The following is a 15,454-nucleotide window of genomic DNA, read 5'->3' on the forward strand; positions in this document are numbered from 1 at the left end:
CCACCCCCGCTCGTCACCTCGCGGCCCCTCCCCCAATAACTACCTGGGGGAGGGGCGTACGCGTGCATCTCCGCAGGGCGCGCGGATCTCCGTAGGGGCGTGATTCATCACCGATTCATCACGCCCACCCTCGCCCCCGGCTCAACCCCCGCGCTCACGAGCCGGCTTCAGCCGCCTTCCCGTCGTTCCAGCCGGGGGCTTCAGCCCCCGGCGACCCGCCGCCGGACCGGCACCCGCCTCCCGGCCCGAACCCCCTCACCGAGCCTGCGAAGGCAGGCTTCCCGCGGTCGTTGCAGCGGTTTCACCCGCCGGCCCCCCCACCACCCCCACTCCGCTGCAGCGACAGCGTGAACGTCGACCCCTCGCCCACCACGCTCCGGGCGCGCAGGTCCCCGCCCATGCCGCGGGCGAGGTCGCGGCTGATGGTGAGGCCCAGGCCCGTGCCCTGGCTGCGGCGCGTATGGCTGGCGTCCACCTGCACGAACGGCTCGAAGACCGAGCTCAGCATCTCGCGCGGGATGCCGGGGCCGGTGTCCGTCACGCGCAAAAAGACGCGGTCCGCCACCTCCGCGCGAAAGCCGGTGTCCACCACGACGCGGCCGCCGTCGGGGGTGAACTTGGCGGCGTTCCCCAGCAGGTTCAGGATGATCTGCTGCGCCTTGTCGCGGTCCGCGCGCGCCACCTCGGCGTCGGAGATGCGGACCTCGAAGGCGATCCCCTTGGCGGCGAGCTGCGGCTCCACCATCGGCGTGACGGCGGCCACCATCTCCGCGATGGACGCGTCCTCGATCACGTACTCCACGCGCCCCGCCTCGATGCGCGCCAGGTTCAGCACGTCGTTGATCAGCCGCAGCAGGTGCCGCTGGGCGCGGTCGATGCGGCTGAGCGCCTCGGTCTGCTCCGGCGTGATGGGGCCGTGGATCCCCATCTCCATGAGCTGCACGTAGCCGCCGATGGCGTTGAGCGGCGTGCGGAGCTCGTGGCTCATCACCGCCAAAAAGGTGCTCTTGGCCTGGTTCGCCTCGTCGGCCCGCGCGCGCTGCCGCTCCAGCTCCGTGGTGCGCTCCAGCAGCACGAGGTTGGCCTCGCGGAGCTCCTCGGACTGCACCTGCATCTCGATCGCCTGCTCCTCCAGCGTCTGGTGCTGCAGCTCCAGCTCCAGCGCCTGGGACTCCAGCATCTCGTTGGCCTCCTGCAGCTCGTCGGAGCGGAGCTGGAGGGCGGCGCCGGCCTCCTCGGCGGCGCGGCGGGCAAGGAGCAGCTCGTTCTCGAACTTCTCGCGCTCGCTCACGCGCAGGAAGGCGCAGTCGTTGGCGAAGCCGCCGCCGCGCGGCCGCCGCAGCGCGTTCGCCAGCACCCCGATCGGCTCGCCGCGCCTGGAGCGGAGGATCAGGTAGATCTCGTCTGCCCGGCCGTGGAGCGTGACGAGCGGAAAGAAGTGCGTCTGGTAGAAGATGCGGGCGCCCATCCCCAGCAGCGTCTCGAAGGGGCGCCCCACCAGCTCGCCCCGCTCGTAGCCCAGCATGGAGAGCGCGGTGGAGTTGACGACGGTGATGGTGCCGTCGTCGGCGAACGAGACGAAGCCGAACGGCGCGCCGTCCAGCATCTCCTCGGGCACACCCTCCATCCGCGCCTCCATCCGCACCGTCAAGCCGGCTGGGCCTGCAGGTAATCGCGAATCAGCTCCACCGTCTCCTCCGGATGGCTCATGTGCGGGCAGTGGCCGGTGGCCTTCATCACGCGCAGCGTGCTCCCCGGCATGCTGCGGTGCACGTACTCACCCACCTCGGGCGGCGCGATCATGTCGTCCGTGCACTGCATCACCAGCGCGGGGATGCGCACGCGCCGCAGGTCGTCGCGGTTGTCCGCGAAGAAGGTGGCCTCGGCGAAGCGCCGCGCGATCTTGGGATCGGTGGAGCAGAAGCTCGCGGTCAGCTCCTCGCCCAGCTCCGGCCGGTCGGCGTTCTTGATGATGGCCGGCGCCAGGAACGATGCCCACCCGATGTAGTTGCGGTCCATCATCTCCAGCAGCCCCTCGATGTCCGCGCGCTCGAAGCCGCCCACGTAGTCCGGCGCCTCGTTCACGTAGCGCGGCGACGGGCCGATCAGGACGAGCCTGGCGAAGCGGTCCGGCTCTTGGTTGGCGGCCAGCACCGCCACCATGCTGCTCACCGAGTGCCCCACCAGCACCACGTCGCGCAGGTCGAGCGCCTGGCAGACTTCCAGCACGTCCTGCGCGTAGCCTTCCAGCGTGGAGTAGCGGTTCGCGTCGTACGCCGCCAGGTCGCTCTGGCCGGAGCCCACGTAATCGAAGAGGACGATGCGGTAATCGTCTTCGAAGGCGGGCGTCACGTAGCGCCACATGTTCTGGTCGCACCCGAAGCCGTGCGCGAACAGCATGGGCTGCGTGCCGCGGCCGAATACCTTGACGTTGTTGCGCGAAAGGACGTCCATGGGCCTCGGGAGGTGCGGGTTTCGCGAACGCGCCGTGCGGCGTCCACATTCAAATATAACGCCGCGGGTGCGATTCCGAACCGCGCCGCGTCTCAGTCCCTCGTTTTCGGCCAAACTGCACCATATGAAACCCCCCTCCCCCCAGGCGGTTTTGGGGGAGGGGGATGCGTCGCGGAGCGACGCTGGGGGAGAGGGCCTCAGGACGCGTTCATCACCACCACGGGGCACGCCGCGTTGTTCAGCACCCGCTCCACGCGCGGCCCCAGGAAGAGGCGGTCGGACGCGGGCCGCAGGTCGGTGCCCAGCACCACCAGGTCGATCCCGTCGCGCGCCAGCTCCAGGATGACGGCCTCCGGGTTGGCGCCGGTGCGCACTTCGGTGTGCGTGCGCACGCCCAGCGCCTCGCCCATGATGCAGAGCTGGTCCACGATGGCCTTCGCCGACTCCATCTGCCGGCGCATCTCCTCGCCGCCCAGGTCCAGGCGGCGTGCCCCCTCGCGCGCCTCCACCACGTTCAGCACCATCACCTCGCGCCCCTCGCCCAGCGCCAGCGCGAATGCGACGTCGGCGGCGGCGCGCGAGGCCGTGGAGCCGTTGGTGGGAAGGAGGATGCGGCGCGGCGGCCAGTTCTCCTCGCCCAGCCGGCCCTTCACCACCATGGTGGGGCAGGGGGCCATGCGCAGGAGGTAGTCGACCATGGGGTCGAAGAGCTCCTCCTTGCCCTGGGAGTCGGCGGGGGCGCCCAGCAGGATCAGGTCGTAGTCGTTCTCCGCCTCGGCCAGGATCGCCTTGGCGATGTCCTTCCCCTCCACCACCTTGGACGTGAGCTCCGTGCCGGGGAACGACTCGGCAACGCGCCGCAGGAACTCCTCGCTCGCCGCCCGGTCGCACTCCTCCACCACGGTGAAGAGGGTGACCGCCACGGCGCTGCGCTCGCGCATCTGCTGGATCAGCTCGGCCTCCAGGCGGAAGAGCGAGCGCCGCTCCCCCTGGCGGCAGCGCACGGGCACCAGCACGCGCTTCACCCCCGCGATCAGGCTGTCCTGCGCCAGCTCCTCGCGCTTCAGCCGCTCCAGCTCCTGCTTGCCGATCTTGACGTGGCTCAGCGTCCAGCGCAGCGCCGGCGGGGCCAGCACCGAGGTGGTGATGGCCATGACGACGATGATGGAGAACATCTCCTGCGTCAGCAGCCCCATGGAGAGGCCGATGCTGGCGATGATGATCTCCATGGCGCCGCGCGCGTTCATCCCCACGCCGAAGCTGAGCGCCGTCCAGTGGTCGCGCCCTCCCAGGAAGCGCGCCCCGGCGTAGCCGCCCACCACCTTGCCGAAGCACGCCACCGCGATCACCAGCAGCGCGATGCCGATCAGCCGCGGCTCGGCCAGGCTGCGTACGTTCACCTTGAGCCCCGCCACCGCGAAGAAGATCGGCGCGAACACCCCCATCGCCATCGTCTCCACGGTGTGGAAGACGCGGCTGGGGAGGCGCGGCATCCCGCCGAGCAGGATCCCCATCACGAAGGCGCCGAGCATCGCCTCCAGCCCCAGCGCCAGCGACAGGGCGCCCCACCCGAAGGTGAAGACCACCACCAGCGACAGCATGCGGTGATGGCTGACCACGTGGTCCTGCACGTAGTTGAGGGCGTGGCGCACCAGCCAGCGGCCGATGGTGAAGCTGATCACCATGAACCCCAGCACCTTGCCGACCGCCAGCCCGACCGTCCCCGCGTTGGTCGCCTCGCCGCCGGCCAGCCCCAGCACCACCGAGAGCAGCATCCACCCGATGGCGTCGTCCGTCATCCCCGCGGCGATGATGGCCTGCCCCACGTCGCGCCGCATGAGGTTGAGGTCCATCAGCACCTTCGCGATCACCGGGATCGCGGAGATGGACATGGCCGTGGCCAGGAAGAGCGCGAAGACGATGGGCCGCTCGGGGTTCGCCAGCAGGTCGTCCGGGATGTACAGCCCCAGCACGTAGCCGGTCGCGAACGGCACCACGATCCCGCCCAGCGACGCCCCCAGCGCCGTGCGCGCCTGCCGCCGGATCAGCTGCAGGTCGGTCTCGAGGCCGGTGATGAGGAGGAGGAACATGGCGCCGAAGAGGCTCACCACCTCCAGCAGGTAGCCCTGCACCTCGCTGTGCGGGACGATCCACTTGCCCACCAGCGGAAAGAAGCCGCTGAGCAGCGACGGCCCCAGGATGATCCCGGCCAGGATCTCGCCCACCACGGCCGGCTGGCGAAAGCGCTGCGCCACCTCGCCCAGCGCGCGCGCCACGAACAGCAGCACCGCGATCTGCAGGACGAGGGCGAGGACGTCGTGGTGTGGAGCCGCGGTAAATCCTTGCATTGCTCACGGAAACAGGCGCCGCGCCGCCCTGGGACAGGGAATCCCGCGGAGGCGACTACGGACGTTTACGGCAGCTGCTTGGCACAACCTGAGCCAACCGTGGAACAGGGGAGGCGGGCGAGTGAACTCGCGGCAACAACAGCACAAAGTCCGCCTTCGCGGACTCGCGGGCGAGATCCCATCTCGCCAATGAACTCGGCCCGGTCAGGGCATTGACCGCCCACCCTCGCCCCCACCCCGACCCACGCCCTCCGCCCCAAAACCCGTAGGGGCCGCCCCACGTGGCTGCCCGTGTCCCGCCCACCCGCCGTGCCCCGCGCACCACCCCCGCCCCGCACCAGGAGCGAATGAAGGCCGCTGGAAACACGCGAAGTCCGCCTTCGCGGACTCCGGGTTCAATCACGCCTTTCTCGAGCCCACTTCAGTGGGCTTCCCGTCGTTCCAGCCGGGGGCTTCAGCCCCCGGCGAGCCACCCGCGGCCCCGACCCTTCACCCCCCTCCCGCCTCCAGCGAAGCCCACACCCCCATCCGCAGCCGCACCCCGCGCCAATCCACGAACTCATCCGAAGCCGTGGCCCCGCCGATGCGCACCGCGGCGATGCTGCGCACCCCCTCCAGGTGGCGCGGCGAGAGCCATGCGCCCACCGTCGGGTCCCACACCTCCGCGCGCCCCTCCTGCAGTGTGGCGCACGCCTCGTGATACGCCACACCCTCGCGCGCCCACGCAGGCGAAGCGCTGGCGTCGCCCCAGCGGCCGTGCCAGTGCGGAAGGTGGTGCACCTCCTGGCGCTGTACGAGCTGCACCGGCACCACGCGAATGCCGCGCGCCCGGAACGCCTCCATGCTCAGCGCCTGGTGCGCGCCGCAGTCCAGCTCCTCCGCCTCCATCGCCTCGCACCAGAAGAGCGGCCACTTGCTGGGGCCCCAGGGAAACTTGCGCGAGATCCAGGCGGGGCCGCCCTCGCCGCGCCACATGGAGCGGTCCATCGCGGTGTACCAGGCGCGCGCCATGGCGCAGCACTCGGTGCCGTGGTCGGAAAGGACGGAGGGAACGAACTCGGCCCAGGGGGCCGACTCCACGGTCGGCTCAGCAGCACGCATCTTCCAGCAACCCCCGTCCGAAGTTGTAAGCCATGCTGGCGTCGTACGCGCCCGCGTCGCCAATCACCAGCCGGTCGCCCGCCTTGAGCTCCTCGGGGAGCTTCAGGTCGCTCGCCAGGATGTCCGTCTCCATGCAGATCCGCCCCACCAGCCGGTCGGAGCCGCCGCCAACCCCTTCCCACTCCCCCTGCCGCGTGCGCCGGTAGACCCGGTGCGGGTAAAAGGGCGCCATCGGCAGGTCGGAGATGGCGGCGTCGACCACCGCCTCCACCGCCCCATCGCTTCCGCGCCGCACCTCCAGCACGGTGGTGGCGAGGGCCATGGAGGGCTGCGCCATCGCCTTCCCCGGCTCCAGGAAGAAGCGCTCCAGCTCCGGCAGCATCGCCGAGGCGGACGCGGTCATGGCGCCGATGCGGGGAAGGAGCTCGCGGTCGAAGTCGTCGGGAAAGTAGCCGCCGCCCATGTCCAGGCAGCGCACCCCGCGCCCCACGCTCTGCTCGATGGCCGCAGCCCAGTGCACCACCCCCTCGAACACCTCCCTCCAGCGCGCCGGCCCCAGCACGTCGCTGGCGAAGTGGAAGTGCAGCCCCATCTCCTGCTCCGCCGGCATCGCCTTCAGCAGCTTGACGATGTGGGCGAAGCGCTCCACGCTCCCCAGCCCGCTGCCGAAGCGCGACTCAAAGGTCACGGGTCGCAGCCTGATGCCCAGGTAGCGCGCCTCGGGCGGGCCGTGGCACATCCAGCGCTCGAACGCCTGGGGCGAGTCCGCGAAGGCCGCCATCAGCGGCCCGCCCGCTCCCGGCCCGTCCGGCCACTGCGACGCGGGGCCGTTCATGATGATGCGCTCGGGCGGAAAGCCGAACTCCAGCGCCCGGCGCATCTCGGCCGAGCTGATCACCTCCGCGAACATCCCCGCCTGGTCCGCCAGCGCCAGCAGCGTGGGGTGCGGGTTGGTCTTCACGCTGTAGCCGAACCCCACCTCAACCGTGCCCCCCGGCTGCGCGTCGAGCACCGCCTCCACCTGCGCGAAGCGCTCGCGCGAGGTGCGCGGCAGGAACATGCGGCGCGGGGTGGCGGCGCCGTTCCCCGCCACCTCCTCCAGGTCGCTCGCCATCGCGGGCACCACCACGGGGCCGGGGCGCACGGGCTCGTCCTCGCGCGGGCGGTTCTCGCGCAGGCGGCGCGAAAGCTCCGTCATCCCCGAGGGGTGCTTGGAGCCGACGCCGGATTGGTCGTTCGCCTGGCGCACAGCCGGCAGCGGGTGCGTGTTGCGGACGGGCACCTCCAGCACGATGCGCGTGAACTGATTCGTCTGGAACGGGACGGGCTGGGGCGTCCCCATCCCGGCCGCCTCCACCAGCAGCGCGGGCAGGTTGTGCCCGGCGAACGACGCGGCGTGGATCCAGGCCGGGAAGCGCGGGTTCCAGTCGATCAGGTGCAGCGTGCCGTCCAGCGCGCGGACGTACTCCAGCTCCCCGCCGCCCGTCCAGTTCAGCTCGGCGATGCGCGCGCGCAGCGCTTCGGCGAAGCCCGGCTCCACCTCGTTCACGGCGCCCGCCCACGTCTTCCCCTCCGCGGTCTGCGTGTGCTTGGTCATGTGCACGCAGTCCAGCAGCTCCCCGCGGTACGCGCAGAACGCCACCGACTCCTCCGCGCCCACCACGTGGCGCTGCACGAAGAGCTGCTCCGTTCCCCACAGCTCGCTGAGGAAGTCGCGCCCGTGGCGGAAGGAGGGCCAGTCGCGCACCTTCATCGCCTCGTAGTTGGGCCCCTTGAGCCACACCCGCCACCCGTGCTCGCGGCAGAAGGCGTGCAGGTCCCAGTCCGACCGGTCGGCGCCGATCCACTCGGGGATCGAGACGGGGAGCCCCTCCGAGGCGAAGATCGCGGGCTTCGCCACCCGCTCCAGCGCGGCGAGGCCGGGGAGCATGGCGCGGGCGGGGTCGGGAAGGGCGCCCGCCATCCACTCCACCTCCAGGTCCTGCCCCGGAAACCAGAGCGCCCCGCCGTCCAGTACCGCCTGGATGGCGGCCTGGTAGACGGGAAGGCGCATCTCCTTCCACGGCCGCTGCACCCACACCTCGTCGAACACTTCGCTGTGCAGACCCGAGCTTTCCACGCTGTAGTCCACCGCGACCAGCCGGGCGTGCGGAAAGGCCTGCCGCAGCGAGCGCGCCACCCCCAGCCCCGGCGAGGGATTGGGGCCGCTGTGCACGCCGCTCACGTAACAGGTCAGCGCCTGGGGAAATCGTTGGGCCATCGGCAGTTCGGTCAGGAGAGAACGGGAGTCGGACGGCATCCGGCGGGATGACGGGCGGGGGCGGGTCTTCCCCACCTTTCGTGCCGGTCCTGGATGTACGCAAACGGCGGTCCCACGGACCTGGGAGCGTGGTTCACGGCACTGCGACGGCGGGCCCCACACGGAGACACAGAGGAAACGACGAGAGGGAACTGCAAGAAGGCTATCGACTTCCTTCCATCCTCTCTGTTTCCTCCGTGTCTCGGTGTGATGGTTTTGCTGTTTCACGCAGGGCGATGCGCCGGAGTCTGCGGACGCGGCGGGACTGCTCTTTGCCGATCCGAATGGCTTGCTTCGTGCCGGAGATCATCCACCCACAAGCCCAGGACGGCCATCGACACGAATGACATCCCTTCACCGATGAACGATCCCGGCACCGTCCACATCGAGCCCGCGGAGCGGCGGCTGGAGCTTCTGGAGGCACGCGTCCGGATGCTCCCCGCGGATGCGCGCGCCGAGGCGGATGCGCTGCTGGCGGAGCTGCGCGCGACGGTCGACGGGCTGCGCCAACTGGCCGGGAGCCCGCACGCGCTGCTGGAGGAGCAGGCGGCGCGCAGGCACGCGGAGGCGGCGCGGCAGCGGGAAGCGTTCCTGGCCCAGGCGGGGGAGATCCTGGCGGGGTCGCTGGACTACGAGACCACCCTCGCCAGCGTCGCCCGGCTCTGCGTGCCGCGCGTGGCGGACTCGTGCATCGTCTACCTCACCGGCGAAGGCGGCGAGGTGCAGCGGCTGGGCGCCGCGCACGCAGACCCGCGCAAGGAAGAGCTCCTCCGCGCCGTGCTGGCGAGCCGTCCCTTCGACCCGCACGCGGTCAGCGCCCCCGTGGCGCGGGCGCTGCGCACCGGCGAGGCCGAGCTCCTCCCCGAGATCGACGACGCCGGGCCGGAAGGGGAGGTGGCGCCGCGCTCGCTGCTGGTGGTGCCGCTGCGCATCCGCGAGCGCATCCTGGGGGCGCTCAGCCTGGGATGGGACGAGCCGGGGAGGTACACGCCCGACGCCCTCTGGCTCGCCCGCAAGCTGGCGGACCGCGCCGCGCTCGCCGTGGAGAACGCGCGCCTCCACCGCGAGGCGCAGCGTGCCAGCGAGGTGAAGTCCGAGTTCCTGGCGGCGATGTCGCACGAGTTCCGCACCCCGCTCACCGCCATCGTGGCCTACGCGGAGCTGCTCGTGAGCGGGATACCGGAGCCCATCGCGGAAGTGCCGCGCGGGCACGCGGTGCGCATCGTGGACGCCGCGCGGCACCTCACGCACCTGGTGGAGCAGGTCCTCAACCTTTCGCGCATCGAGGCGGAGCGCGACCAGCTCCGCGCCGCGCCCACCGACCTGGCGGAGCTCGCGCGCGACACCGCGGCGCTCATCGAGCCGCTGGCCAGGCAGAAGGGGCTGGAGCTCGCGGTGGAGGTGCCGCGGGATGGGCCAACGGTGGTCACCGACCCCGACAAACTGCGCCAGGTGCTCTTCAACCTGCTGGGCAACTCGGTCAAGTTCACCACCGAGGGGAGGGTTCGGCTGGCGCTGCGCACCGGCGACGGCACCGCCACCTTTGAGGTGCGCGACACCGGCCGCGGGATGACGCCGGGGGAGATGGAGAGGATCTGGGAGCCGTTCTGGCAGGCGGACGTCCCCGGCACTCGGCGCGCGGGGGGCACGGGGCTGGGGCTGGGGATCACCCGCCGGCTGGTGGCGATCCTGGGCGGCGAGATCCGCGCCCGCAGCGAGCCGGGGCGGGGAAGCGTGTTCGAGGTGGAGCTGAGGACGGAACGCGGCGAGAGCTGAGGCGCCGGCGGAGGGCTCACGGGGAAAGGAGACGGTATGGACGGTACGCGGGGTGGATCGCAAAGAGCGAAGACGGCGCGGGTGCCCACCGGGGTGCCGGGGCTGGATCGTCTCCTGGACGGGGGGCTGCGGCAGGGCGGGCTGCACGTGGTGCTGGGCGGCCCCGGCGCGGGAAAGAGCGTGCTCGCGCACCAGATCGGCTCCAACCTGATCCGCGACGGTGGCAAGGTCCTCTACCTCACGGCGCTGGTGGAGACGCACCAGACGCTGATCTCGCAGGCCCGCACCTTTTCCTTCTTCGATCCGGCGGCGGTACCCGCCTCGTTCTACTACGCCAGCCTCTACCCGGCGCTCGCTCGCGGCGGGCTTTCCGGCGCGCGCGAGGAGATCGGCCGGCTGGTGGCGCACCACGCGCCCACGCTGCTGATCCTGGATGGCGTGCATGCGCTCAAGGTGGCGGCGGAGGGGCGCATGGACTACCAGCAGTTCATGCACGAGATGGAGGCGCAGGCGGGGATCACGGGGATGACCACCCTCCTCCTGGCGCACCCGCCGGAGGGCGGGATCTCGCTCGACCCCACCTTCACCATCGCGGACGCCATCCTGGAGATGGACAGCCAGGAAGTGCGCTGGCGGCAGGTGAGGTTCTTTGCCGTCACCAAGATGCGCGGCGTGGCCCACATCGGCGGTTGGCACACCTTCCGGATCACCCCGGACGGGGTGCACATCTCCCCCCGCGTAGAGTCGCTCACGGCGCACATGGAGACGCACGTGGTGGACGCCGCGCCGCCGCCCCCCTCCGCCGAGCCCCTGCGCACCGGGATCGCGGGGCTGGAGGAGATGCTGGGCGGCGGCCTCGACCGCCACACCATGACGCTGGTGATCGGTACACCCGGATCTGGGAAGACGGTTTCCGGCCTGGCGTTCCTGCACGAGGGCGTGAAGGCCGGCGAGCCGGGGCTCTTCATCGGCTACCACGAACCGCCGGAGATGCTGGTGCAGAAGGGGGAAGGGCTGGGCTTTCCCCTTCGGCGGGCGGTGGAGGACGGGCTCCTCCACATCTACTGGAAGGCCCCCACCGAGCTGCTGGTGGACCTGGAGATCGAGCGGCTCCTGGATCTCATCGAGGAGAACAAGATCCAGCGGGTGGTGATCGACGGGCTGGAGGACCTGCGCCACGCCGTCATCCCGCCCGAGCGCGAGCTGTTCGTGCTCACGGCGCTCACCAACCTCCTCCGCGAGCGGCGCGTCACCACCGTGGTGATGCACGATCTGCAGCGGGTGGCGGGGGACAGCTTCGACATGCCGACGCCCGAGCTCTCCGCCATCATGGACAACGCGCTCCACCTGCGCTACGTGGAGCAGAAGGGGGAGATGAAGCGCCTGATCGTCGTCCTGAAGATCCGCGCGCGCATGCACGACCACTCGCTGCGCGAGTTCATCATCACCGAGGAGGGGCTCTCGGTTGGGAAGCCGTTCTCCAAGGCGGACACCGCGCTCCTCGGCGTGGCGCACCACGGATGAGCAGCGAAGCGGCCGGACAGCAGCCCCGCATCCTGGTGGCGGACGACGAGCCCGCCATCACGGCGCTCGTGGCCGAGATGCTGCGCTACGCCGGCTTCACGGTGGTGGAGGCGCACGGCGGCGCCGAGGCGGTGTCGCTCGCCCGCAACGAGCGTCCGGACCTCATCCTGCTGGACGTCATGATGCCGGACCTGGACGGCCGCGACGCCTGCAAGGTGCTGAAGATGGACCAGTCGCTCCGCGACGTGCCGGTGATCCTATTCTCCTCCGCGGACGAGCGCGACGTGCACTGGGGCGGCGCGGGAGCCGACGGGTTCCTGCAGAAGCCGTTCAGCATCCGCGCCCTCCCCGATCTGGTGCGCCGCCACCTGACCCCGAACGGCCGCTAGCGGCCCGCAAACCCGCGCCACCCGCCGATGCCCGAGCCGTTGTGGGAGAGGATCCAGCGCCTGATCGACCAGCTCAACGAGAGCCTGGACGAGGCCCCGCGCTCCGTGCGCGAGGAGCGCGACCTTTCCGACCGCATCCGGCGCGAGCTGCAGCGCTACGAGGAGCACCGCGCCGAGCTGAGCCCTCCGGACCGCGAGCGCCTCCTGGACTTCGTGGTGGAGGACCTGGTGGGGCTGGCCCGCGCCTACCACCCCACCGCCCCCGCCGGAGCCCCGGACGCGGACGACCCGGCCCGCGCGCTGCGCCTGCTGATGGAGGCGGGGGACGTGCTGGCCGGCTCGCTGGAGTACGAGGCGATGCTGGACCGCCTGGCGCGCCTCTCGGTGGGGTGGTTCTCGGAGGTGTGCGCCGTGTACCTGCAGGAGAGCGGCGGGCGGGTGCGGCGCGTGGCCGCCGTGCACCGGCACCCCTCGCAGCAGGCGCGGCTCACGGAGATCGGCTCCATCTCCTCCGGCCTCGACCACCCCGACCACCCGGTGGCGGTGGCGCTGCGTTCCGGCGAGACGCTCCACATTCCCGAGGTCACCCCGCACTTCCTGCGCGACCCGGCGGATGACGAGGGGGACGGCCCTGAGGGGGGTGCCCCGCACGCGGTGCTCGTCGTTCCCCTCTCGGTGCGCGCGCGCGTCACGGGGGCCCTCGTCTTTTCGCGCGCCTCCGCCGTGGGCCCGTACGCCGCCGCCGAGGTGGAGCTGGCCGAGGAGCTGGCGCGCCGCGCGGCGCTGGCGGTGGAGGATGCGCGGGTGCGCGACGAGGCGGAGCGGGCGCGCCGTGCCCGCACCGAGTTCGTCAGCTCCATCTCGCACGAGTTCCGCACCCCGCTGATGACGGTGGTCGCCTTCGCCCACCTCCTGCAGGAGGGGATCCCCGTCCCCATTCCCCACGAGGCGCGGGGGCACGTGGCGCGCATCCTGGCCGCCGCGGGGCACCTGGACCGGCTGGTGGAGCAGTCGCTCGGCTACCAGCGCGCCGAGGCCGGGTGGGAGACGGTGCGCCCCGCCACGACCGACCTGGCCGCCATCGCCCGCGAGAGCGCCGCCCTGGTGGAGCCGCTCGCGCGCCAGAAGGGCCTCGGCTTCGTGGTGGACGCGGGCGATGCGCCCTTTGCCGCGCACACGGATGCGGACAAGGTACGCCAGATCCTCTTCAGCCTTCTGGGCAACGCCGTCAAGTTCACCGACCGCGGCGAGATCCGCCTCGCCCTGCGCGCCGAGGGGGACCGCGCCGTGCTCGAGGTCAGCGACACGGGAATCGGCGTCGCCCCCGAGAACCTGGAGCGGATCTTCGAAGCCTTCTGGCAGGCCGAGCCGGGCGCCGTCGAGCGCGGCCCGGGCATCGGCCTCGGCCTCTCCCTCCTTCGCCGCAACACCTGGATGCTGGGCGGCGACGTGCGCGTCACCAGCGAGCCCGGCCGCGGCAGCACCTTCCGCGTCAGCATCCCGCTGGGCTGAAAGGCCGAACGGCATCTCACGCAGAGAACACGGAAGGAACGGAAAGCCACAGACGAAAACGGCAGCACTCCCCTTCTTCCGTCCCTCTCCTCCGTGTCTCTGTGCCTCTGTGTGAGCCATGCAGTTGCGGTTTCCGGGAACACGGAACGGCGTTCGCATGTACCTGTTTCGGCAGCCGTTCGCCACACACTCACGAAAGGTCCTGATGCTCCGTCCCACCCTTCGCACCGTAGTCGCGTGTAGCTGCACCATGCTGCTGGCCGCCTGTGGCCGCGAGGGCGGGGGCGGCACCCGCGCCAAGGCCGGCGACGTGCCCGATTCGCTGAAGTACGGCGGCACCGTCACCGTCGGCTCGTACGGGGACCTGCAGTCGATGAACGCCCTGGTCTCCAGCGACAACTACAGCGCGCAGGTGCAGCAGTACATGCTGTTCATGCCGCTGGTGAAGTACGACGCGAAGCTGAACCCCGTGCCATGGCTGGCCGAGCGGTGGGACACGGTGCGCGTGGCGGGCGACTCGATCGACCTGACCTTCCACCTGCGGCGCGACGTAAAGTGGCACGACGGCGTGCCCACCACCGCCCGCGACGTCCTCTTCACCTTCGACCGGGTGATGGACCCGAAGACGGCGTTCCCCAACGCCTCCAGCTTCACCCCCTTCTACAACCCCAGGGCGCAGCTCCTGGACGACTACACCATCCGCTTCAGGCTGCGGCCGCACTCGGACTTCCTGGACGCGTGGTTCCAGACCCCGCCCATGCCCGAGCACGTCCTGGGCAAGGTGAAGCCGGAGGATCTCCTCAACCACCCATTCGGCACGCAGACGCCAAAGGGGAACGGGCCGTTCCGCTTCGTGCGCCACCTGGCCAACCAGGAGTGGGTGTTCGAGGCCAACCCGGATTTCCCAAAGGCGCTGGGCGGGCGTCCGTACGTGGACCGCATCGTCTACCGCCCCATCCCGGAGATGACCACGCTCCTCACCGAGCTGCTCACCGGCCGCGTGGACGTGTACCTGGGGCCCAGGCCGCCGCAGGTGCCGCAGATCAGGGCGAACCCGGCGCTGGAGGTGAACCACACTTCGTACCGGCAGTGGGTGTACATCGCCTGGAACACGCGCCTCCCGCAGTTCCGCGACGCGCGCGTGCGGCGGGCGCTCACCATGGCCATCAACCGCCAGCAGATCGTGGACGCGCTGCTGTACGGCTTCGCGGACGTGGGGCGCTCCACCGTCACCCCCGCGCACTGGTCGTACGATCCCCGCGATCCGCAGACGCAGCTCCCCTACGACACTGCCGGCGCCCGCCGCCTGCTGACCGAGGCCGGCTGGATCGATCGCAACCGTGACGGCGTGCTGGAGGACGCGCAGGGCCGCCCCTTCCGCTTCACCCTGGTGACGAACCAGGGGAACGACACGCGCAAGGACATCACGGAGATCGTCCAGGCGCAGCTCAAGCCGATGGGGATCGCCGTGGAGCCGCGCCAGATGGAGTGGACGACGCTGATCTCCAAGCTGCAGGACGACATCGGGGGAGAGCGGAAGCGCGACTACGACGCGGTGGTGAACTCGTGGGTGGACTTCTTTCGCAAGGACGACCGCGACATCCTGCACGGCTCCAACCTGGACCGGCCGTACCAGTACGTGCAGTTCGCCAACCCGCGCGCGGACTTCCTGATCGACACCACCGGCGTGATGACGGACCGCGCGGCGGCGCTCCCCTTCTGGAAGGAGTACCAGCACCTGATGACGCAGGAGGCTCCGTACACGGTGCTCTACTATCCGCGCCGCATCGCCGGCGTCAACCGCCGCCTGCACTACGGCGAGATGGACACCCGCGGCGACCTCCTCAACGCGCACCGCTGGTGGCTGGACCCCGCCGGCCGCCGCAACGCCCCGCGCCCGCCGCCGGCGGCGGTGCCGGTGGATACGGCCAAGAAGTAGGGGCCCCCACCCCCAGCGTCGCTCCGCGACGCATCCCCCTCCCCCCAAACTGCCTGGGGGAGGGGGACGGCCATTCCCCATTCCCCATTCCCCTTCGGGTTGTCCAAACGGC

Annotated in this window: 10 protein-coding genes; 5 read left to right on the forward strand and 5 right to left on the reverse strand. The window is 71.0% G+C overall.

The genetic code is table 11. The annotated features are described in order from the left end of the window. Positions 1 to 301: 301 nt before the first annotated feature. From VF584_05270 to VF584_05290, 5 genes are all read right to left on the reverse strand, one after another. Complete coding sequence (locus VF584_05270; protein HEX8209576.1) at positions 302 to 1,645, reverse strand: ATP-binding protein; 1,344 nt, start codon at positions 1,643 to 1,645, stop codon at positions 302 to 304. A 2-nt stretch (positions 1,646 to 1,647) separates the two neighbouring features. After that, positions 1,648 to 2,454, reverse strand: a complete 807-nt coding sequence (locus VF584_05275; GenBank protein HEX8209577.1) for an alpha/beta hydrolase — start codon at positions 2,452 to 2,454, stop codon at positions 1,648 to 1,650. 197 nt (positions 2,455 to 2,651) lie between these two features. Beyond that, on the reverse strand, positions 2,652 to 4,802 hold the full coding sequence (locus tag VF584_05280; GenBank protein HEX8209578.1) for a cation:proton antiporter: 2,151 nt from the start codon (positions 4,800 to 4,802) through the stop codon (positions 2,652 to 2,654). Positions 4,803 to 5,291: 489 nt separating this feature from the next. Further along, on the reverse strand, positions 5,292 to 5,903 hold the full coding sequence (locus VF584_05285; GenBank protein HEX8209579.1) for a hypothetical protein: 612 nt from the start codon (positions 5,901 to 5,903) through the stop codon (positions 5,292 to 5,294). Continuing rightward, positions 5,890 to 8,163 carry a hypothetical protein gene (locus tag VF584_05290; protein ID HEX8209580.1) on the reverse strand — a complete coding sequence of 758 codons (2,274 nt, stop codon included), beginning with the start codon at positions 8,161 to 8,163 and terminating at the stop codon, positions 5,890 to 5,892. The genes VF584_05285 and VF584_05290 overlap by 14 nt, the downstream gene beginning before the upstream one ends. A 399-nt stretch (positions 8,164 to 8,562) precedes the next feature. On the opposite strand from VF584_05290, the gene VF584_05295 reads away from it, so the two are divergent. From VF584_05295 to VF584_05315, 5 genes are all read left to right on the forward strand, one after another. Then, complete coding sequence (locus VF584_05295) at positions 8,563 to 9,978, forward strand: ATP-binding protein (protein HEX8209581.1); 1,416 nt, start codon at positions 8,563 to 8,565, stop codon at positions 9,976 to 9,978. A 36-nt stretch (positions 9,979 to 10,014) separates the two neighbouring features. Continuing rightward, positions 10,015 to 11,502, forward strand: a complete 1,488-nt coding sequence (locus VF584_05300; protein ID HEX8209582.1) for an ATPase domain-containing protein — start codon at positions 10,015 to 10,017, stop codon at positions 11,500 to 11,502. Beyond that, the gene (locus tag VF584_05305) at positions 11,499 to 11,891 is read left to right on the forward strand and encodes a response regulator (GenBank protein HEX8209583.1); all 393 of its coding nucleotides are present in this window, start codon (positions 11,499 to 11,501) and stop codon (positions 11,889 to 11,891) included. The genes VF584_05300 and VF584_05305 overlap by 4 nt, the downstream gene beginning before the upstream one ends. Before the next feature lie 27 nt (positions 11,892 to 11,918). Then, positions 11,919 to 13,403, forward strand: a complete 1,485-nt coding sequence (locus tag VF584_05310) for a HAMP domain-containing sensor histidine kinase (protein ID HEX8209584.1) — start codon at positions 11,919 to 11,921, stop codon at positions 13,401 to 13,403. Positions 13,404 to 13,608: 205 nt separating this feature from the next. After that, on the forward strand, positions 13,609 to 15,342 hold the full coding sequence (locus tag VF584_05315) for an ABC transporter substrate-binding protein (protein HEX8209585.1): 1,734 nt from the start codon (positions 13,609 to 13,611) through the stop codon (positions 15,340 to 15,342). Positions 15,343 to 15,454: the final 112 nt, after the last annotated feature.

The sequence above is a fragment of the Longimicrobium sp. genome, from assembly GCA_036389135.1.
GTDB lineage: Bacteria > Gemmatimonadota > Gemmatimonadetes > Longimicrobiales > Longimicrobiaceae > Longimicrobium.

Coding starts and splice junctions, on each gene's coding strand:
- VF584_05305 (HEX8209583.1), top strand. CDS start 11,499: ATGAGCAGCGAAGCGGCCGGACAGCAGCCCCGCATCCTGGTGGCGGAC.
- VF584_05280 (HEX8209578.1), bottom strand. CDS start 4,802: ATGCAAGGATTTACCGCGGCTCCACACCACGACGTCCTCGCCCTCGTC.
- VF584_05295 (HEX8209581.1), top strand. CDS start 8,563: ATGAACGATCCCGGCACCGTCCACATCGAGCCCGCGGAGCGGCGGCTG.
- VF584_05285 (HEX8209579.1), bottom strand. CDS start 5,903: ATGCGTGCTGCTGAGCCGACCGTGGAGTCGGCCCCCTGGGCCGAGTTC.
- VF584_05310 (HEX8209584.1), top strand. CDS start 11,919: ATGCCCGAGCCGTTGTGGGAGAGGATCCAGCGCCTGATCGACCAGCTC.
- VF584_05300 (HEX8209582.1), top strand. CDS start 10,015: ATGGACGGTACGCGGGGTGGATCGCAAAGAGCGAAGACGGCGCGGGTG.
- VF584_05315 (HEX8209585.1), top strand. CDS start 13,609: ATGCTCCGTCCCACCCTTCGCACCGTAGTCGCGTGTAGCTGCACCATG.
- VF584_05275 (HEX8209577.1), bottom strand. CDS start 2,454: ATGGACGTCCTTTCGCGCAACAACGTCAAGGTATTCGGCCGCGGCACG.
- VF584_05290 (HEX8209580.1), bottom strand. CDS start 8,163: ATGGCCCAACGATTTCCCCAGGCGCTGACCTGTTACGTGAGCGGCGTG.